Below are 18930 nucleotides of genomic sequence, written 5' to 3' on the forward strand. Positions count from 1 at the left end.
GAGCCATTCGCCTGATCTGAAAACAGCGCTCAAAACCAGAGGCAGGAAACAGTGGGACAGAAAAGACGATTGATTATAGGCATGTCGGGCGCCAGTGGCCTGATTTATGGTATTCGTATGCTGCAGATCCTGCAGCATGACCCCGACATAGCAACCCATCTGGTGATGACACCTTCAGCTCGACTTAACATCAGCCTGGAGACTGCGTGGCAGACGGATCAGGTGCTGGCACTGGCGGATGAAGTACACTCAGTCAAGGATCTGGCCGCCAGTATAGCCAGCGGTTCGTTTAAAACAGACGGTATGATTGTTGCGCCATGCTCCATGAAAACGCTGTCGGCCATTGTGCATTCCTATGCGGATAATCTGCTGACCCGGGCTGCTGATGTGGTGTTGAAAGAGCGGCGCAGGCTGGTGCTTATGCCCAGGGAAACCCCACTGCATGCCGGGCATTGTGAGTTGTTGCTGAAAGCCTGCCAGTTGGGGGCCATTGTGGCACCGCCGATGCCGGCGCTCTACACGCTGCCAAAAACTGTCGATGACATCATCAACCACAGCGTCGGACGGGTGCTGGATCTGTTTGATATCGAATCGGGACTGGTCAGTCGCTGGCAGGGTGCTGCACACCAGCCGCGCCTCTGAGAACCGGCAGCCAGATGTGTTCATCCGGCAGCACCGGCAGGCTTTGCAGATAACGCTGAATATTCGCCCGTATGGCTTCTGTTCCGGGGTGGCCGTTGCCCGCGATCGGCGCCGCCATCTGCTGCAAGTCCTCCAGCAGGGCCAGCTCCGCCTGTAACTCCGCAGCTTTGATCTTTTCCCGCAGGGGCGACTGTGCTGACCAGTGCATTTTCATCCAGCGTCGCGCCTGCCGCAAGGGCTGGACAACCTGCCTGCTGATTGACTGATTATGGTGCTCGCTAACAGCCGCTAACTCATCGCTGATTTGTCCTTTATAGACTCCATACCAGCATAGAAAAAACAGGTAGGGAATATCTGCGTTAAAATCATCCTGCAATTGCAGGCACGCCGACTGTACGTCGGATGCCCGATAGACGGTGATGGCAAAGTCGCTTAGAGAAATCATCGGTGGCTCGCGGTCATAAGTGCTAAAGTAAGCATATCAGTTTCAGGAACAGTATATGCGTATTCACATTCTCGGGATTTGCGGCACGTTTATGGGTAGCCTGGCGGTGCTGGCCAAAGAACTTGGCATGCAGGTCAGTGGTTCAGATGCCAATGTCTATCCACCAATGAGTACTCAACTTGAGCAGCAGGGCATCAGTCTCAACGAGGGTTTTTCTGCCGGGCATTTGCAACCCCACCCTGACCTGGTGGTCATTGGCAACGCCCTGTCGCGCGGCAATGAGGCCGTTGAGTATGTGTTGAATCGCGGCTTGGCTTATTGCTCCGGGCCGGAGTTCCTCTCCCGTTATGTGCTGCCCGGCAAATGGGTGCTGGCTGTGGCAGGAACACATGGCAAAACCACGACAAGTGCCATGCTTGCCTGGATACTGGAATATGCAGGATTAAAGCCCGGATACCTGATTGGCGGAGTCTTGAAGAATTTCCCGACATCGGCGCGCCTGGGGCGAAGTGATTTTTTTGTAGTCGAGGCGGACGAATATGACAGCGCCTTTTTCGACAAGCGTTCCAAGTTTGTTCACTACCACCCTCGCACGCTGATCATGAACAACCTGGAGTTTGATCACGCTGATATTTTTCCCGATCTGGCGGCCATCCAGCGTCAATTCCATCATCTGGTGCGTACGGTGCCATCGGAAGGGCTGATTATTTGTCCGACTGACAATGCTGCACTGGCTCAGGTGCTCGATCAGGGCTGCTGGACGCCAGTGCAATACACCGAAGATGCAGACAAGACGGAGCCGGTGGGTGAAAAGGTGACCTGGCAGATGAAGTTACTGGATGCAGCCGGTAAATCGGTACAGATCACCAAACAGGGCCCCCGGGAAAACGATACTCGTGCGGTCATTGAGTGGTCTTTAACCGGACGCCATAATGCAGGCAATGCGCTTGCTGCGGTTGCGGCGGCGCATCATGCAGGGGTCGATGTCATTACGGCCTGTGAGGCGTTGGTGCAATTCAGTAGCGTGAAACGTCGTATGGAATTGTTGGGAGATGTGCACGGCGTTCATGTTTACGATGATTTTGCGCATCATCCTACAGCCATTGCAAGCACACTGGAGGGTATGCGGCTCAGCTTGAATGAGCTGCCGGGCAGCCGGCTGATTGCCGTCATTGAGCCGCGATCGGCAACCATGAGACTGGGTGTACATCAGGATACTTTGGCCGCATCTGGTCACGATGCTGATCTGTGCATCTGGATGGTGCCCGATGATGTCGGCCTGAATGTTGATCGTTTAATTGCCGAAAGCCCGGTTCCCGCCCTGGCATTCAAGCAGGTTGATGACATCGTTAACTATCTGGCGAGTTATTCGCGTACCGGAGACCATATTGTTTTGATGAGTAACGGTGGTTTTGGCGGCATACATGGGAAATTACTGGATGCGCTGACCCAACGTGACTCAGTCGGCGGGAATATAGAGGAGAGCTAGGTTGTGTCTGAACAGGAGCTGATAGCGCTGTTTCCACTGCGCTCCGTTCTGTTTCCGGGCGGTCGACTGCCCCTGCAGGTTTTCGAGCAGCGCTACCTGGACCTGATCAGTCAGAGTCTGCGCTCTGACACCGGGTTTGGTATCTGTCTGCTCAGTCAGGGCGGCGAAACAGCCAGTCCCGGCACCACTCAACAGGTCCATCGTACCGGCACCTATGCAAAAATCGTGGACTGGGATCAATTGCCTAATGGCCTTCTGGGCGTGACGGTAGAAGGTCACAAGAAGTTCCGCGTTCAGGAGTGCTGGCCGCGAGAAAACAGACTGCTGATGGCCTCGGTAGAATGGGCGCCGACCGATTATCTTGGCGAGACACCCATTGCACTGGGTGAAGAGCATGAACACCTGGCAGAGTTGCTGAAGGATCTGATGGCACATCCTCTGGTGGAGGGCCTTGGAATGGAGTCGGATCTGACTGACAAGCGCCAGTTGGCCTGGCGCCTTGCCGAGTTACTGCCGGTACCGGCCTCTGACAAGCAGCGCCTGCTGGAGCTGGATGACACAGATGAGAGGATTCGTGAAATCGAAACCCTACTGGCCGCAGTCATGCGTTATGGTGGCAGTTAGCGGGGCAGCAGCTCCACCACCCGGCTGAAATCAACCAGTATCAGCAGCTCGTCTTCCTCGTTATAAACACTATGAATGAATCGGGCGGATGCGTCCTGACCGGTCTGTGGTGCGGTTTCAATGGCGGCCTCCTCAAGATCCACAACGGCCACTACCCGATCTACCAACACTCCGACAATAAAATCTTCCACTTCGACAACTATTATGCGTGACTGCGAAGACAGCTCCCGGGGCGGCAGGGCAAAAACCTGACGGGCATCAATCACGGTCACGACATTGCCACGCAGGTTGATGATGCCCAGAATAAAGGCTGGCGAGCCTGGTACCGGGGTAATTTCCGTATGACGCAGCACCTCGTTAACAGTGGCGGCGTTAATCGCGTAAGTTTCCTCGCCCAGTGCGAAACTGACATGCTTGATGACATCGCGCGGCAAATCATCATCGTTGTCATGTTGTTCGACAGCAAGTGCCTGACTGGTACTCATAACAGCATCCCGTGACAGTAGAAAAAGGTGTCTGTACTGTATAACGGCACTTGAGCAAAAATGTTGAGTGTGGCTGTTGGCTGGTCATCGGGAGCGCTTTCACTCATAATGACCGGCCTGGTTTATCTGATTCTGATGGGAGGGTATGTGAGTGATATCTGGTTGAGTCCCGGTGAATGGACTCACGAGCAGTGGCTTATCATCAGTATTCTGGTGTTTGTGGTGATCGCCGTTATTGTTATTGCCTGGCGCCTGGTCAAGATACTTGGGGGACTGGGCAAAAAACGCGAACTGCCGGTACTGCGCCCCGGTCGACGGGCTGGCCGCGACAAGCACTGATACGCCAAGCGCTACACGCTCACAGCAACATAATGTCCAGCAAAGCCGCCGCAGCCGCCAGGGTTACAACGACCGCGCCCAGCCAGCCCAGTAGTGCCCAGACCCGGAAGGGTTTTTCGTTTTCGGGGTACAGCCCCGATTGTTCGTATTCGCGTTCAGGTTTTTCAGGTGTATTCATGGCAAACTCCTGGCTGAAATATGTGATTCTGCAGATGGCGTACCTGTTGCTTCTGATCAGCTTACCTGCCAATGCCATAATCGTACGCCATGATACCGGATACGGACGCTTTATCGCCAGTGAGTCTGACTACCCGGCAATTTTTCCCTTGTTGCGCAGTGAACACGGACATACCTGCGTTGCCAGCCTGATCGCCGAGCGCTGGGCTTTAACAGCCGCGCACTGTGTTCTGGAAACCGGGCTGTCTGAAGCGATGGACTCACATCAGTCTTATCCGGTGGCGATCGCCGGCACAGCGAATGAGATCGTCAAGGTGATTTTTCATCCCCGCTGGCCTGGCATTGCCCGTGACACCCAATCAGCCGGTGAGGTTGACCTGGCATTGTTGAAGCTGTCTCATGCGACGCCCGGCGTGAGTCCCCTGGTCATCTACAACGGCCGATCAGAGGCGGGACGACAGCTCACTTTTCTGGGGTGGGGGTCAGCGGGTATGGGTAGTTCTGAAGACCGTTTTCGTGACGGACGGCTGCGTTTCGCCCGCAACTCAGTGGTAGCCGCCAACTCACATCTGCACTTTGATTTTGATGACCCGGCGCCGCGCGGCAGTCTGGCCGTTCCCTTTGAAGGCATTCCCGGTTTGGGTGATAGTGGTGGTCCGGCGTTGCTGCCGGATGACGATGTCCAAGTGCTTTTTGGGGTGGCCGTTGGCGAACTGGGCGGTCCCGAGCGTCAGGGGCGGTATGGGGCACGCATCATTTACGAGCGGGTCAGTCTGCATGCTGACTGGATTGTTGAACACGCCGATGGTGTGCAAGTATCCGCCCTGCAGTGAATTTGCTACACTCGAGACTTTGCGACTGATCATCAATTTATCCACACAGAGGTGTACTATGAGTGTCAATACAGGTGACAAGATTCCAGCCTCCACACTTAAAACCATGGGCAGCGAAGGTCCGGAAAATATCACCACGGAAGAGATATTCGCTGGCAAAAAGGTAGTGCTGTTCGCTGTCCCGGGCGCGTTTACGCCGGGTTGTACAGTCACCCATTTGCCGGGTTATGTTGTTAATGCCGATAAAATCAAGGCTAAAGGTGTGGACACCATCGCCTGCATGGCTGTTAACGACGCATTTGTCATGTCAGCCTGGGGGAAAAGCCAGAATGCTGAAGAGATATTGATGCTGGCGGATGGAAACGGAGACTTTACGGCGGCATTGGGCCTGGAACTGGATGCCAGTGGTTTTGGTATGGGTAAGCGCAGCCAACGCTTTGCAATGATCGTGGATGATGGTGTCATCAAGTACCTGGCACTCGAGCAAGGTGCCGGCGTTGATGTCAGCGCGGCCGAAAAGATTCTGGAACAGTTGTAATGACAATTGGGGTATCCTGATGTTGAAGACTGAATATATTGAGTACCAGGATGGTGATGTGATCCTGGAAGCTTATGTAGCCTATGATGAAGACGTCACGGAAAAGCGCCCCTGTGTGCTGGTTGCCCATGACTGGACCGGCCGTCGTGCTTATGCCTGCGCGGGTGCCGAGCGCATGGCTGAGTTGGGATATGTAGGCTTTGCACTGGATGTTTATGGTAAGGGGGTATTCGGCAAGGAAGGCGATGCCGAAGGTAACTCTGCGTTAATGATGCCCTTTGTGGAAGACCGGCAATTATTGAGGCGCCGCATGGCTGCCGCGCTGGCGGCAGCCCGAAAACTGTCGCAGGTGGATGATAAAAACCTGGCCGCCATGGGATATTGTTTCGGTGGCATGGCCGTGCTTGAACTGGCCCGCTCGGGCGCTGATGTCAAAGGCGTGGCCAGTGTCCACGGCTTACTCGGGCAGGGGGATGCGGCGAGTCAGGTTATTCAGTCCAAGGTGCTGGTATTACATGGACATGACGACCCGATGGTGCCGCCCGATCAGGTGCTGGCTTTTGAGACTGAAATGTCCGGGGCGGACGTGGATTGGCAGGTGCATGTATACGGAGGCACCAAACATGCGTTTACCAATCCGGCAGCCAATAATCCGGATTTTGGGACTGTTTATAACCAGACAGCCAACCGGCGTGCCGAGCAGTCTCTGGCTAATTTTTTCCATGAACTGTTCGTGGATACCCCTCCACTGGATGTGGCCCCCTGAATGACTGAGCCCGTGCCGCGCGACAACACTTTGCAATGCCCGGTCGGAGAGCTCCAGTGTCTTTGGCTGGACGAGCTGTCGCAGCTGCGCGATAAGGTAGCTGCGCTATCTGAACTGGTCATCACAGATGAGCTGACGGGACTTTTCAATTATCGATTCTTGATCCGCAGTATCAATCAGGAGCTGGAGCGGGCACATCGTGTTGGACAGGGGTTTGCGCTGGCAATTCTTGATTTCGACAACTTCAAGCGATTAAATGACACACACGGTCATGAGTTCGGCAATCAGGTCCTCAGAGCGGCTGGAACGTACATTCGCAAGTCCTTGCGTCAATTGGATGTGCCCTGCCGGTTCGGGGGCGAAGAATTTGTGATTGTGCTGCCGGGCACCAGCCTGCGTGAGGCCGTTGTCCTGGGTGAGCGGCTGCGTGAAGGCATCGCCGCAATCAGGCTGGTATCCGACGGTCAGCGTGTTGACTTGAGCGTGAGTATTGGCATCGATTATTGTGGTCCTGCGGATCATCTGACAGCCGACCAGGCTATTGCGCGAGCCGATAAATATCTGCTCCAGGCCAAGGCGTCGGGTAAAAATCAGGTTTGTCATGCGCCGCTTTCTGAGCGAGCGGCGGGCACCACGAAAGATGAGCGGGATGCGCTGCTAGAGAGTTTTAGCGCCAGACGTCGTTAACTGCTCGGCCAGATGGTGCAGGATGGCTGCTGTGGCGCCCCAAATCCGATAGTGTTCATAGTACAACTCCCGAAATTTCCGCTGTCTGTTCTGGAATGTCATGCTACCTATCTGGTAGCGGGACGGGTCCAGCAGAATATCCGCAGGGACAAAAAATATTTCGGCCACTTCATTCGGGCAGGGTTCGACCTTGACCTTATCTCTGATCATTCCAACAACGGGTGTTACATGATAGGCCGTTGGCATGATCAGTGCCGGCAGCGTGCCGGCAATAGTCACCGACTCGGGCGTCAGGCGGGTTTCTTCTTCAGCTTCCCGTAGCGCAGTATGAATAATGTCGCGGTCGCCGGGGTCGACAGAACCTCCGGGTAGACTGATTTGCCCGGCATGGCGGCGCAGATGTTCCGTTCGCCGGGTCAACATGATTCTGGCATTACGCCCGTCGGTATCGGTAAATACCGGGATAAGCACGGCCGCGCGCCGTTCTCCTTGCTTCAGGTGGTCAGGACGAATAATACGATCCTGAGGATCGGGGGGAGTGATCAGGCCGCCGGGCGAGGGCGACAGCCGGAAATACTGCTCCAGCTGTCTGACAATGCCCTCGCCCTTGCTCATGCAGCCTGCCTTAATTGAAGCGCCAGTTCAGTGCCAGAAACGCGCGCAGCGGTTCGCCCGGGAAGTAGCGATCGCCACCAAAAGTTGCCCAGTCGGCTCGTTCCGCGTACTTGCGATCGGTCAGGTTGAGGATGTTGAGCGATACCGTCAGATCCTCAGAGGCATCCCAGCGCGTGCGCAGGTTCAGGATGTTGTGGCCGTCATACTGGTTCAGGTTGTCCGGGCTGGTGTAGTACTCACCCATGGCAACCCATTGCAGCTCGGTCATCAGCGATGTGCTCGGACGCCACTGCAGTTGCAGCGTACCAAAGTTGCGCGGAGCCGATGATACATCGTTGCCGTTCAGGTTCACCGCGCCTGAGAACTGATCGTTTTCATAGGTATGGCGAGCATGATTATAAGCACCGCTCAGTCTCAGGGTGTCACTTATCTCGTAAGCACCGGACAATTCCATTCCCTTGTGGCGGGTGTGCATATTGTTCAGGTTGATACGATCGGCGTCCGTAATGATTTCGTTGTCTTTGTCCATGTAATAAACAACGGCTTCATAGGACAGCGCACCCTGAGCGCCCTCGAACCCCAGTTCGATACTGTCGATTTCTACTGAATCCAGATCGGCGACGTTCTGGTTGTTTTGCAGACGGTAGAGTTCGGTGGACTGAGGTGCCCGGAATCCGCGTGAAATACGGAATTGCACGTTGTGATCATCATTAAGTTGATATCTCAGGCCGAGTTTAGGTGCCCAGTTGCCGAAGGTGTCCTGGCGATTGCCGGGGCGGTTATAGCGGCATCCGCCAAAGCCGCAGGGCGTGCCGTCCTCACGGGTACGACCATCGATCATGTTGTTGGTATAGTCGTAGCTGATGCGCTCGTAGCGGAGCCCCAGAGTCAGATCCAGGCCGTTATCCCACGCTTGCTGGTACTGCACAAACGGAGCAATCTGCGTAGCATCAACGCTGTAGTCATAGTGTTTGCCCTGCGGAATGGTGGCTACCAGGAAGGCTGAACCACTGGTGGGCTGGGCCTGGCTTTGCACCAATGAGCCGTTGGTAAATTCCAGGTCAAGGCCGGCCGCCAGTTGGCGCTGATTGTCCAGATCCTTGTAGCTGGCAAACTGCAGACCAGCGCTGTCATGTTTGTTTTCTTCGGTCGGTGTTCCGGGCAGGAAGTGCTGGATAAAGTCCAGGTCGGCCTTGCGAAAATACGGCGTCAGCAGAACGTCCCAGCCGCTGTCCAGCGTGTAGCTGATGCGTGTCCAGGCACGCATGCTGCGGTTGTTGCGATAGGCTTCCGGATTGGGATTGCTGCGGCGCAGCACCTCGTCCTTGTAGGCGTCGGTGCCAACGACGTAACCACCGGTTTCCTGGTTCAGGTTGGCGATGGTGATGCCGCCGTCAAAGGTGGTGCCGTTGTCTGTTGTTGTTTCATACAGCCAGGTGGCTTTTTGCTGGTCGTACCAGCTATCGGCACGGAAACCTTCTTCAGCAATGCCATTTAAAAGCAGTGTCTGACGGAAGCCGCCTTCTTCGCCGGTGCTCACCCGCGCGTTACCGCGCCAGGTGCCACGCGGTCCGTATTCAACGGTCAGATCGTTGGCGGAGCCGGCGCGTGGCAGGACCACGTTAATCATGCCGTGCACGGCATTGGAGCCGTAAAAAGCGCTGGCCGGGCCACGCACGACTTCGATTCGCTCGGCGTTTTCCGAATGCGAATCAAACAACTCGTTCACGTTACAGAAACCTGCTGAGCGCAGCGGGATACCCTGTTCTGCCAGCAAGAATGCGCCACAGGCACCGCCGCCGCTGAGCACGGGTGAACGGATGGCCGTCAGGCTTTCCTGACCGTTGTTGCGATGCAGGTTAACGCCGGGCAGCCGGTTGGCTGATTCCTGGATGTGAGTGTGAGAAATCAGGCGGAGTTCTTCTTCGTTCAGTGTGGCGATGGCGGCGTTTACTGTACTCAGGTTCTCCGGTCGGCGCGACGAGGAGATCACCTGGATCTCTTCGATCGCCGGCGCGCTGTTCTGGGCCGAGGCCGGATTCATGGCTGTTGCGATCATGGCTGCACACGCGGTGCTCAGCAATGCATAGAATTTGGTATTGACTGGTTTTGACGTAATTCTCACCTAAGCTCTCCCCTTCGAGTCCTACTTTTTCAGATGACCTGAATGGTGTGCACATTAGCACAGATCGGGCAGGTTTTCTGCTTGCCGATCGGTTGGCGCGCCCGATATGCTGTTAACTGCGATAAGATAATCAGCTAATTAAGTCATCAGGCAAGGAGAAGGCAATGCAGGTTAAAGACAAGGTTATTGTGGTCACAGGGGGAGCCAGTGGCATCGGGCGGGCGTTGTGTGAGCGTTTTGCACAGGAAGGTGCGGCGGCGGTAGTTGTAGCTGACATCAATCAGGCTGGTATCGACGAGTTGGTGGCACAGATCAGTGACCGGAGTAAAGCTCTGGGTGTTGTGACAGACGTCAGTCAGGAATCAGACATTCAAAAGCTGGTTGCGCTCACCAAGGAAAAATTTGGTCCGATTGACCTGTTCTGCTCCAATGCCGGTATTTTCACGGCGGGTGATGAAAATGTCAGCAATGAAGCCTGGCAGCGCATCTGGGATATTAATGTGATGGCGCATATCTACGCCTCCCGGGCTCTGCTGCCCGATATGCTGGAGCGCGGTGAGGGCTACCTGCTGAATACCGCTTCGGCGGCAGGCCTGTTGAGCCAGGTCGGATCCGCCCCCTATGCTGTGACCAAACATGCAGCCATCGGCTTTGCTGAGTGGTTGTCGATCACCTACGGCAGCCGGGGGATCAAAGTGTCGGTGCTGTGCCCTCAGGCGGTGCGCACCAAAATGACGGAAAATACCGGGGGCGGCGGGGTTGCAGGTGTCGATGGCATGCTGGAGCCTGAGGCGCTGGCCCAGACCGTGATAGAAACCCTGGCAGAAGAGCGCTTCCTGTGTCTGCCACACCCTCAGGTGCTGACCTACATGCAGCGCAAGACCGGTGATTATGACCGCTGGCTGGGGGGAATGCGTAAACTGCAGGATCGCTTCGCTGATCAGTATAATCGTTCTGGTGACTAGGTTGGGGATTTTTGCCTGGACGGGACATTTGTAGTCAAAAATGTTACGGTGCACAGAGTTATTTAAAAATACAGGAAATGAGCAATGAGTTTAATGATCGGCAAAAATGCAGTAGTGGGCATCAATTACACCCTGACCAATGACGCAGGTGAAGTAATGGATACCTCGGAAGGGCGTGGTCCTTTAAATTATCTGCATGGTGCCAATAACCTGATTCCGGGTCTTGAAAAAGAGCTGGAAGGCAAAACGACCGGCGCGACGTTCAAGACCACCATTCAGCCGGCTGACGCCTATGGTGAAAGCAATCCTGAGATGATCCAGACATTGCCGCTGGAAATGTTTAAAGGTGTTGAGAAGGTTGAGCCTGGCATGGGTTTCACTGCACAGGGGCCGCAGGGGCAGCAGCACATTGTCGTGACTGAAGTGAATGGTGATCAGGTGACTGTGGATGGTAATCACCCGATGGCTGGCAAAACTCTGCACTTTGATGTGGAAGTTGTCAGCGTGCGTGATGCCACTGAACAGGAAATCGAGCATGGTCATGTGCATGACGGTGGTCACGATCACTGATCAATTCAAGTGGCTGGTAAAACCAGCCTCTTGCAAGCAGCTACACAATACAAAAAAGGGAGCCATCTGATCGAGGCTCCCTTCTTTGTTGGTTTTTGTTTGTTGCAGCAAAATGCTCTTCTATCCGTTCTGCAACAGTTCCACCCAGTTACCATCCGGGTCCTCGATCATGGCAATGGCCACGCCCGGCCGGATTACTTTGGGCGGCACGGCAACTTTGTAACCGGCTTCGCTGCAAATCTGCACACTTTTCTCCAGATCTGCTACGGTCAGTGTCCAGTAACGACAACCTGTGGCGGCAGGAATGCCGCCGGGCGCGGCATCGGCCTGCGGAGCCCGGCTGAGCTGAACGATCTTCAATACGCTGCCGCCAACCTTCAGCCGGTGCATGTCCCCACCGCCGGGCATGGGAATGGTGCCTTCAAATTCCAGGCCCAGCGTGTCGCGGTAAAACGCCAGCATGGCTTTGGCATCACGGGTGATGATGCCGATGTCGATAGACGGTTTAGTCAGCGCGATGCTCATGCGTTGTAACCCATGACGGCCTTGATTTCCAGGTAATCGTGGAAGCCTTCAACCCCCCATTCGCGGCCATTGCCGGACTGCTTGTAGCCACCAAAAGGTGCCGCAAAGTCAGGACCGGCGCCGTTCATGTGGACCATGCCGGTGCGCATCCGTCGGGCGATGGCGCGAGCGTGGTCTGGTTCGCCGGACACATAACCTGACAGACCATAAACGGTGTCATTGGCAATGCGTACGGCCTCTTCATCGTCTTTGTAGCCGATTATGGACAGCACCGGGCCAAAGATTTCCTCGCGGGCAATGGTCATGTCATTGGTGACGTTGGCAAACACGGTGGGTTTAACAAAATAGCCGGTCTCCAGGCCTTCCGGTTTACCGGTGCCGCCAATGACCAGCGTGGCACCTTCGTCGATACCGGCCTGAATCAGCCCCTGAATCTTGTCGAACTGCGCCTGATTGACGACCGGGCCGATGCGTGAGCTTTCATCAGATGGATTGCCGGGCATGGCTTTGGCGGCGACCGCCCTGGCAATCTCGATAGCTTCTGCCATGCGTGACTGGGGCACCAGCATACGGGTTGGCGCGTTACAGGACTGGCCGCAGTTGCCAAAACAGCCCATCACGCCGCCCTTGATGGCAGTCGCCAGGTCGGCGCTGTCCAGAATGATATTGGCGGATTTGCCGCCCAGCTCCAGACAAACGCGTTTAATGGTGTCGGCGGCGGCTTTGCTGACTTCTCGACCGGCGCGGGTAGAACCGGTGAATGACACCATGTCGACTTCCGGATGAGCGGAAATCGCAGCACCTACGCTTGGCCCGTCACCGTTTACCAGGTTGAACACGCCCGCAGGCACGCCGGCCTCGTGGATGATTTCTGCCAGAATCATGGCGCTGATGGGCGCCACTTCACTGGGCTTCAACACCATGGTACAGCCCGTGGCCAAAGCCGGTGCTACCTTGCAGGTTAGCTGGTTGAGCGGCCAGTTCCAGGGTGTGATCATGCCACACACACCGATGGGCTCTTTAATAATTTGCGTTGTGCCGCGGGCTTCTTCGAATTCATAGCTGGCCAGGATCTGTCGTGCGGTGGCGAAGTGGGCCAGCCCTGTGCCCACCTGGGCCGTGCGGGCAAAACTGATGGGTGCGCCCATTTCCTGCGAAATCGCCTGAGCCAGATCCTCTGAGCGTGCTTTGATGCCGGCCAGAATTTTGTCAAGAATGGCCAGGCGCTCTTCAACACTGGTCTGCGACCAGCTTTCGAAAGCCGCGCGCGCCGCATTGGCGGCAGCATCCACATCGGCCGCTGAGCCCAGAGAAATTTGTGTGAAGGCCGTTTCAGTGGCCGGATTGATCACATCCAGTGTCGAACCCGAGATGGGTTTGACCCATTGGCCATTGATATAGAAAGACAAATAATCCTTGCTCATTAATGCTCCCCCGTGGGCGAAAGAAATTCAGTGCCCGATTATGGGATAAATTGCCACAGACTGCCAGCCAACAGCGGTGTCGACTCTAAATGGCGTATACTGAGGCACGTTGAACTGAGTCGGTCGCCGCGGCGGTCTTAGAACCTATGATTATTCGCGTTTGCAGAGTTTTGTGATGAACCTTGAACCTGGGTCAGCTGTCCGGGGCGCGTTGCGCCGGGTGGTCTGCTGCCTGATGATTTGCGCAGGGCCAGTCACGGGGCAGGAACTCGCGATTCCGCAAATGACAACAGGTCAGGAAGTGCCTTCAGCGTACGAGGAACCATCAGCGGACCAAGAGCCTTCAGCGCACCAAGCGCCCTCGGTGCAAGAGGGGTCTTCTGACCAGCAGCAAGCACTCACCCCGCAACAGATTGAGCAGCGCCAGCAATTGCAGCGCGATGCCGATGCGCTCAGTGCGCAACTTCAGACGCATATCAATCAATTGGGGCCTTATGATCCGGGCCTTGCAGAGCTGCAGCTAGATCTGGGGCAGACTCTGTTGTCACTCGAGCGATATGAAGAGGCGGCTGACATGTATATGCAGGCGCTGCAGATTTCCCGCATCAACGACGGGCTGTACGACGATCGGCAAATCGCCATTCTCCAGGGATTGATTGATGCACATGCTGCCTTGCAGCAATGGACGCGTGTGGATGATTTTGTGCATCTGCGTTTTAATCTGCAATCGCGTCGGCATTCACCCGGCTCTACTGAGTATGTGGATGCGCTGCTTGAACATGCCGACTGGCAACTGCAGGCGTCCCGCTACAGCCTGTTGGATCGACCCGGTTCAGATGCGCTGATCCGTCGGCTCTATGATATGCAGGATACCTATCGTCAGCTTCTGGCAGCAGCGCAGGAGCGCGGCAATGTATCGCAACAATGGTCTATACTTCAGGTGCTGGCCGCAACTGATACTGAAATTGCCCGTCATGTCAGTTACCAGAGTGCCATGTCATTTGATTCTGCCGTGCCGCGTTACGTGATGCAGACAGTCTGTCGCATGGTATCGGATGGTAATGGCGGCAGCCAGCGCGTATGCTGGCGCGAGCGGGTCAGCAACCCGGATTATTATCATTCGGCGGTGAATCAGCGTCGTAATCAACTGGAGCGGGTGCGTATCAGTTTGCGTGATACGCAGCGTGACATGCAGCAGTTGCTGGCGGCCAACCCGGGGTTTGCGGTTGAGAATGCTGAACAGACGAATGATCAACTACAGTTTATTGAGCGTACACAGCAGGAGTTGCAGCGCGAACTGCGTCGTTCAAGCCTGCGTGACTGGTAATGGTACAGGAGATCTGAAGATGAAAACGTTAATGAAAAAAACGATCGGTGGGTTGCTGACAGCGATGGCCCTGGTTGCCAGCTCGCTGAGTCTGGCGCTGGAAGTGGGTGACAAGGCGCCTGATTTTACTTTGCAGGCTTCTGACGGCAACACCTATTCGCTGTCGCAGTTTGTTGGCAAGCAGCCTGTGGTGCTGGCCTTCTTCCCGGCGGCCTTTACGGGCGGCTGCACCATCCAGTGTAAAGCCATTCGCGACAGCAGCGATGAGATCAAAAGTTTTGATGTCGCCTATTTCATGGCCAGTGTTGATACCGTGGAAAAGAACACCGAATTTGCCAAAGAGTATGAGCTGGATTTTCCGGTGCTGGCTGACCCTGAAAAAACCATGACCCAGGCTTACGGTGTGTTAGGCGAGCGTGGTTTTGCCAATCGCTGGACTTATTACGTTGATGTTAATGGTGTGGTGGTGCAGATTGATAAGCAGACCAACCCGAGCACGGCGGGCAAAGATCTGGCTAACAGCATGGCTGAGCTGGGTTTTAACCGTCTTGCTCCTGTCATCAGCCTTGTGACAGAATAACCGGCATTATGGCGCATAAAACTCTGGCAATTTTTGCAGTACTGTCCCTGATCGGGGTGGTTTTCCTGGTGTATCTGGCGATGACGTTTGAGCCGCCGGAAGCCACCCGCACGGTTGAGCTGGAGGCGCCCATCCCGCGTCCGGTCACACCGACTTTTACGCCTGCGCCAACTATTACCGAACCGGCACCCGCTATTGAGCTGACAGAGGTTCAGGCTCCAGAGCCTGAACCTGAAGCAGTGGTTGAGACTCAATCAGCTCCGGCCGAACCGCTGCCCTCCCTGAACCAGAGTGACGCGGCGCTGTTTGCGCGGCTGGCAGAGATTGAGCTGGGTGCCAGCCTGATGCGTCTGTTGGCGCCGGACGATCTGATTCGCAAGTTTGTGGTATTCGCGCACAATGCATCGACGGGTGAGCTGCCCCAGCTCGAATATCCGCTGCGCTCGTTGCCCTCATCATTTGTGGTCAGTGACATCGACGATAATCTCTACGAGATGGATCCGGCCAACTACCGCCGCTACGACACCCTGATTGATACGCTGACCGGCATTGATCCACAGCAGGCCATGCCCATCTATCGTGCCCTGAAACCATTAATTCAGGAGGCTTATGCCGAAATTGGCTTTCAGGACGATTTTGATCAGGTGCTCATGCGAGCGATTGACCAGATCATGAATGCGCCCCAGCCGGAAGGCCCCTTCCAGCTAATCAAACCCTCGGTGATGTATCTGTATGCAGATACAGACATCGAAGACATGAGCCCGGTGCACAAGCAATTGCTGCGCATCGGGCCGGACAACGCCGCTAAACTCCGGGCCCGATTACCGGCCTACCGGGAGCGTCTCCAGGCCGGGCGTTGAGCATGCCCGATTTGCAGCAGGCGCAAAGGGTGTTGCGCGAGGTCTTCGGCTACGAGCAATTCCGTGGTGCCCAGGCGGATATTGTCGATACCGTGGTCAGTGGCCAGAATGCGCTGGTGCTGATGCCCACCGGCGGCGGTAAATCCCTGTGTTACCAGATTCCTTCCATTGTGCGGCCCGGCGTGGGCATTGTGATTTCCCCCCTGATCGCCCTGATGCAGGATCAGGTGGATGCTCTGCGCGAGCTGGGCGTGCGGGCCGGATTTATCAACTCCTCACTGTCTTCGGCGGAATACGGGCAGATGATGACGGAGCTGCGCGCTGGCAGGCTGGACCTGCTGTATATCGCGCCAGAACGCTTTAGTCAGGCGGCGACGCTGGAGCTGTTTGATACCCTGCCAATTGCTCTGTTTGCCATTGATGAAGCGCACTGTGTATCGCAGTGGGGGCATGACTTTCGGGCCGATTACCTGAGTTTGTCCATTTTACAGCAACGCTATCCGCATGTGCCGCGCATTGCCCTGACCGCTACGGCTGATGCCGCCACCCGTGATGAAATTGTCGAACGTCTGGCATTGCATGACGCGGAGCACTTTGTCACCGGTTTCGATCGCCCTAATATTCAGTACCGCATCACTCAGAAACGTAGTCCCCGCCAACAATTGCTGGACTTTCTGCGTCGCGAGCACAGTGGCGACGCCGGCATTATTTATTGTCTGTCGAGGCGCAAAACGGAAGAAACCGCCGATTGGCTGCAGCAGCAGGGTTTTGATGCCTTGCCCTATCATGCGGGGCTCAGTGCCGAACAACGCCTGCGTCATCAGCAGCGCTTTCTGCGCGAAGACGGCGTCATTGTGGTGGCCACCATTGCCTTTGGCATGGGCATCGACAAGCCGGATGTGCGTTTTATTGTGCATCTGGATCTGCCGCGCAGTCTTGAATCTTATTATCAGGAAACCGGTCGCGCCGGTCGTGATGGGGAACCTGCGACGGCCTGGATGGTCTATGGTCTGCAGGATGTAATAAAGCTGCGGCAGATGATGGATGGCTCGCAGGGCAATGAGCAGTTTAAACGCCTGGAGCGCATCCGCCTGGATGCCATGCTGGGCTTGTGTGAAATCACCAGTTGCCGCCGTCAGGCACTGCGGGCGTATTTTGGTGAGCAGGCGCCGGATCAATGTGGTAATTGCGATACCTGCCTGAATCCGCCGCCCACCTGGGATGGCACGCAAGCGGCGCAGAAGGCCTTGTCATGTGTGTACCGCACCGGTCAGCGCTTCGGTGTGGCCTATCTGATTGAGGTGCTGAGCGGGCTGGAAAGTGAGCGCATACTGTCAAACGGGCACCAGCGAGTCAGCACCTTTGGCATAGGCCGGGAGCTGGACAAGAGCCAGTGGCAGTCGGTGTTCCGGCAGTTGGTGGCACGCGGTTATCTGGGGGTGGATCATGCCAGTTTTGGTGGTTTGTATCTGACCGAGAAAGCCAGGCCGGTACTGCGCGGCGAGGAAACGGTGCAGCTTCGCGAAGACATCAAAGAAGTGTCTGCCCGGTCACGCCGCGGCAGCGATCGCGGACATGCCATGCTGCCGGAAGACCGGCGGCTGTGGGAGGCTTTACGTCAATGCCGCAAGCAACTGGCAGAAGAGCATGATGTGCCGCCTTACGTGATTTTTCACGATGCTACCCTGCAGGATATGGTGGAGCTTCGGCCCCTGAATGAGCAGCAACTGCTGGCCATTAATGGGGTGGGGCAGGGCAAACTGAGCAAGTACGGACAGGAATTCTTGCGCATAATCAATGAGCATGAGCTGGAAGTGTTATAGAATGCGCGCGATTTTTTGGTTCCGCGCCGGATTTACGTTCCGGTGAGCAGACAGGAGAAGGACACAGATGACAGGCTCTATAGTCGTAGCGGCCATGTACCGCTTTGCAACATTGGATGATTTTCAGGCGCTGCGCGCACCATTACACCGTTGTATGCTGGATAATCAGGTGAAGGGCACGCTGTTGCTGGCGCGTGAAGGCATCAACGGCACGATAGCCGGTACCCGCGAAGGCGTCGATGCTGTGCTGGATTGGATCCGCTCAGATGAGCGGCTCGCCGGTGTTGATGTGAAAGAATCCTATACCGAAGACAATCCCTTTTACCGCACCAAGGTCAAACTCAAAAAAGAGATTGTTACCATGGGCGTAGAGGATATTGATCCGCGACATATCGTTGGCACTTATGTGAAACCCCGGGACTGGAATACCCTGATCTCCGATCCGGATGTGGTGGTTATCGATACGCGCAACGATTACGAATATCGCATTGGCTCATTCGAGCGCGCCATCAATCCAGAGACCGATGCCTTTCGTGAATTCCCTGAATACGTGGAGCAAAACCTCAATCCACGGCAGCACAAAAAAGTCGCCATGTTCTGCACAGGCGGTATTCGCTGCGAAAAATCAACCGCTTACCTGAAGCAACAGGGTTTTGATGAGGTATACCATCTGGAAGGTGGCATCCTGAAATACCTGGAGGAAGTACCACAGGAACAGTCCTTGTGGCGTGGCGAGTGCTTTGTGTTTGATAACCGCGTGACTGTGAATCATCAGCTTGAGCGCGGATCTTATGACCAGTGCCACGCCTGCCGGATGCCGATCACGGAAGAAGAAAAGCAGTCAACGCATTTCCGGCCGGGCATCAGTTGTCCGCATTGTTATGACAGTCACAGCCAGGAACAGATCCGTCGCTACGCCGAGCGCGAGCGGCAGATTCAGTTGGCCCGCGAGCGCGGCGAGACGCATATCGGCGAGCCCATGTCGTCCATCATCCGGCGGCGCCGACAGGAAAAGATTGCTGCCAAAGAAGCTCAGCGCAAGGTTGGCTGAGCCATCAGTGATGTGGCTAGCGGGGTTGCGCCAGCAATGG

General features: G+C 55.7%; 22 protein-coding genes. 15 read left to right on the top strand and 7 right to left on the bottom strand.

Annotated elements, in window-relative coordinates; translation table 11 throughout:
- Positions 1-51: 51 nt before the first annotated feature.
- A complete protein-coding gene (locus tag PS2015_RS02660; protein WP_257721208.1) occupies positions 52-642 on the top strand; it encodes a UbiX family flavin prenyltransferase in 591 nt (196 codons plus the stop codon).
- On the opposite strand, the gene PS2015_RS02665 is transcribed toward PS2015_RS02660, so the two are convergent.
- Positions 602-1087, bottom strand: a complete 486-nt coding sequence (locus tag PS2015_RS02665) for a TIGR02444 family protein (protein ID WP_058020719.1) — start codon at positions 1085-1087, stop codon at positions 602-604. The genes PS2015_RS02660 and PS2015_RS02665 overlap by 41 nt on opposite strands.
- A gap of 55 nt (positions 1088-1142) precedes the next feature.
- On the opposite strand from PS2015_RS02665, the gene mpl reads away from it, so the two are divergent.
- Positions 1143-2576 (top strand): UDP-N-acetylmuramate:L-alanyl-gamma-D-glutamyl-meso-diaminopimelate ligase, encoded by a 1434-nt coding sequence (mpl, locus tag PS2015_RS02670; RefSeq protein ID WP_058020720.1) that lies wholly within the window; start codon positions 1143-1145, stop codon positions 2574-2576.
- A 3-nt stretch (positions 2577-2579) separates the two neighbouring features.
- Complete coding sequence (locus tag PS2015_RS02675) at positions 2580-3200, top strand: LON peptidase substrate-binding domain-containing protein (RefSeq protein ID WP_058020722.1); 621 nt, start codon at positions 2580-2582, stop codon at positions 3198-3200.
- On the opposite strand, the gene PS2015_RS02680 is transcribed toward PS2015_RS02675, so the two are convergent.
- Positions 3197-3685: a chemotaxis protein CheW gene (locus PS2015_RS02680; protein ID WP_058020724.1), complete on the bottom strand. Its 489-nt coding sequence runs from the start codon at positions 3683-3685 to the stop codon at positions 3197-3199. The genes PS2015_RS02675 and PS2015_RS02680 overlap by 4 nt on opposite strands.
- A gap of 60 nt (positions 3686-3745) precedes the next feature.
- Between PS2015_RS02680 and PS2015_RS15695 the strand changes: the two genes are divergently transcribed.
- Positions 3746-4024: a hypothetical protein gene (locus tag PS2015_RS15695; protein WP_169792261.1), complete on the top strand. Its 279-nt coding sequence runs from the start codon at positions 3746-3748 to the stop codon at positions 4022-4024.
- Between the two features lie 19 nt (positions 4025-4043).
- On the opposite strand, the gene PS2015_RS15700 is transcribed toward PS2015_RS15695, so the two are convergent.
- A complete protein-coding gene (locus PS2015_RS15700) occupies positions 4044-4202 on the bottom strand; it encodes a hypothetical protein (protein ID WP_169792262.1) in 159 nt (52 codons plus the stop codon).
- On the opposite strand from PS2015_RS15700, the gene PS2015_RS02690 reads away from it, so the two are divergent.
- The 4 genes from PS2015_RS02690 to PS2015_RS02705 are packed head-to-tail and all read left to right on the top strand — an operon-like array spanning position 4201 to position 7025.
- Positions 4201-5034 (top strand): S1 family peptidase, encoded by an 834-nt coding sequence (locus PS2015_RS02690; RefSeq protein ID WP_058020728.1) that lies wholly within the window; start codon positions 4201-4203, stop codon positions 5032-5034. The two genes, PS2015_RS15700 and PS2015_RS02690, sit on opposite strands and share 2 nt — an antisense overlap.
- Positions 5035-5092: 58 nt before the next feature.
- The gene (locus PS2015_RS02695; RefSeq protein WP_058020729.1) at positions 5093-5572 is read left to right on the top strand and encodes a peroxiredoxin; all 480 of its coding nucleotides are present in this window, start codon (positions 5093-5095) and stop codon (positions 5570-5572) included.
- Between the two features lie 19 nt (positions 5573-5591).
- Complete coding sequence (locus PS2015_RS02700) at positions 5592-6338, top strand: dienelactone hydrolase family protein (protein ID WP_211271214.1); 747 nt, start codon at positions 5592-5594, stop codon at positions 6336-6338.
- Positions 6339-7025: a GGDEF domain-containing protein gene (locus PS2015_RS02705; RefSeq protein WP_058020731.1), complete on the top strand. Its 687-nt coding sequence runs from the start codon at positions 6339-6341 to the stop codon at positions 7023-7025.
- Here PS2015_RS02705 and PS2015_RS02710 read toward each other — a convergent pair.
- Positions 6996-7640 (bottom strand): CoA pyrophosphatase, encoded by a 645-nt coding sequence (locus PS2015_RS02710; RefSeq protein WP_058020733.1) that lies wholly within the window; start codon positions 7638-7640, stop codon positions 6996-6998. The genes PS2015_RS02705 and PS2015_RS02710 overlap by 30 nt on opposite strands.
- Positions 7641-7650: 10 nt before the next feature.
- Entirely contained in the window at positions 7651-9765 is a 2115-nt protein-coding gene (locus PS2015_RS02715; RefSeq protein WP_058020735.1) for a TonB-dependent receptor, read from the bottom strand.
- A 164-nt stretch (positions 9766-9929) separates the two neighbouring features.
- Here PS2015_RS02715 and PS2015_RS02720 point away from each other — a divergent pair, with 164 nt between their 5' ends.
- Both PS2015_RS02720 and PS2015_RS02725 read left to right on the top strand, forming a co-directional pair.
- The gene (locus tag PS2015_RS02720; protein WP_058020736.1) at positions 9930-10730 is read left to right on the top strand and encodes an SDR family oxidoreductase; all 801 of its coding nucleotides are present in this window, start codon (positions 9930-9932) and stop codon (positions 10728-10730) included.
- Positions 10731-10814: 84 nt separating this feature from the next.
- Positions 10815-11300: an FKBP-type peptidyl-prolyl cis-trans isomerase gene (locus tag PS2015_RS02725; protein WP_058020738.1), complete on the top strand. Its 486-nt coding sequence runs from the start codon at positions 10815-10817 to the stop codon at positions 11298-11300.
- Positions 11301-11420: 120 nt separating this feature from the next.
- Here PS2015_RS02725 and PS2015_RS02730 read toward each other — a convergent pair whose 3' ends face one another.
- Complete coding sequence (locus tag PS2015_RS02730) at positions 11421-11825, bottom strand: VOC family protein (RefSeq protein ID WP_058020739.1); 405 nt, start codon at positions 11823-11825, stop codon at positions 11421-11423.
- The gene (locus PS2015_RS02735; RefSeq protein ID WP_058020741.1) at positions 11822-13249 is read right to left on the bottom strand and encodes an aldehyde dehydrogenase family protein; all 1428 of its coding nucleotides are present in this window, start codon (positions 13247-13249) and stop codon (positions 11822-11824) included. Before PS2015_RS02735 ends, PS2015_RS02730 begins: the two co-directional genes overlap by 4 nt.
- A 364-nt stretch (positions 13250-13613) precedes the next feature.
- Between PS2015_RS02735 and PS2015_RS02740 the strand changes: the two genes are divergently transcribed.
- The 5 genes from PS2015_RS02740 (at position 13614) to trhO (ending at position 18890) form a co-directional block, all read left to right on the top strand.
- Complete coding sequence (locus PS2015_RS02740; RefSeq protein ID WP_169792263.1) at positions 13614-14576, top strand: tetratricopeptide repeat protein; 963 nt, start codon at positions 13614-13616, stop codon at positions 14574-14576.
- A gap of 19 nt (positions 14577-14595) precedes the next feature.
- Complete coding sequence (locus PS2015_RS02745; RefSeq protein ID WP_058020745.1) at positions 14596-15156, top strand: peroxiredoxin; 561 nt, start codon at positions 14596-14598, stop codon at positions 15154-15156.
- 8 nt (positions 15157-15164) lie between these two features.
- On the top strand, positions 15165-16016 hold the full coding sequence (locus tag PS2015_RS02750; RefSeq protein WP_058020746.1) for a DUF3014 domain-containing protein: 852 nt from the start codon (positions 15165-15167) through the stop codon (positions 16014-16016).
- Positions 16017-16018: 2 nt separating this feature from the next.
- On the top strand, positions 16019-17839 hold the full coding sequence (gene recQ, locus PS2015_RS02755; RefSeq protein WP_058020748.1) for a DNA helicase RecQ: 1821 nt from the start codon (positions 16019-16021) through the stop codon (positions 17837-17839).
- A 67-nt stretch (positions 17840-17906) separates the two neighbouring features.
- Entirely contained in the window at positions 17907-18890 is a 984-nt protein-coding gene (gene trhO, locus PS2015_RS02760) for an oxygen-dependent tRNA uridine(34) hydroxylase TrhO (protein WP_058020750.1), read from the top strand.
- Positions 18891-18930: the final 40 nt, after the last annotated feature.

Origin of the sequence: Pseudohongiella spirulinae (assembly GCF_001444425.1) — a bacterium.
Taxonomy (GTDB): Bacteria; Pseudomonadota; Gammaproteobacteria; order Pseudomonadales; family Pseudohongiellaceae; genus Pseudohongiella; species Pseudohongiella spirulinae.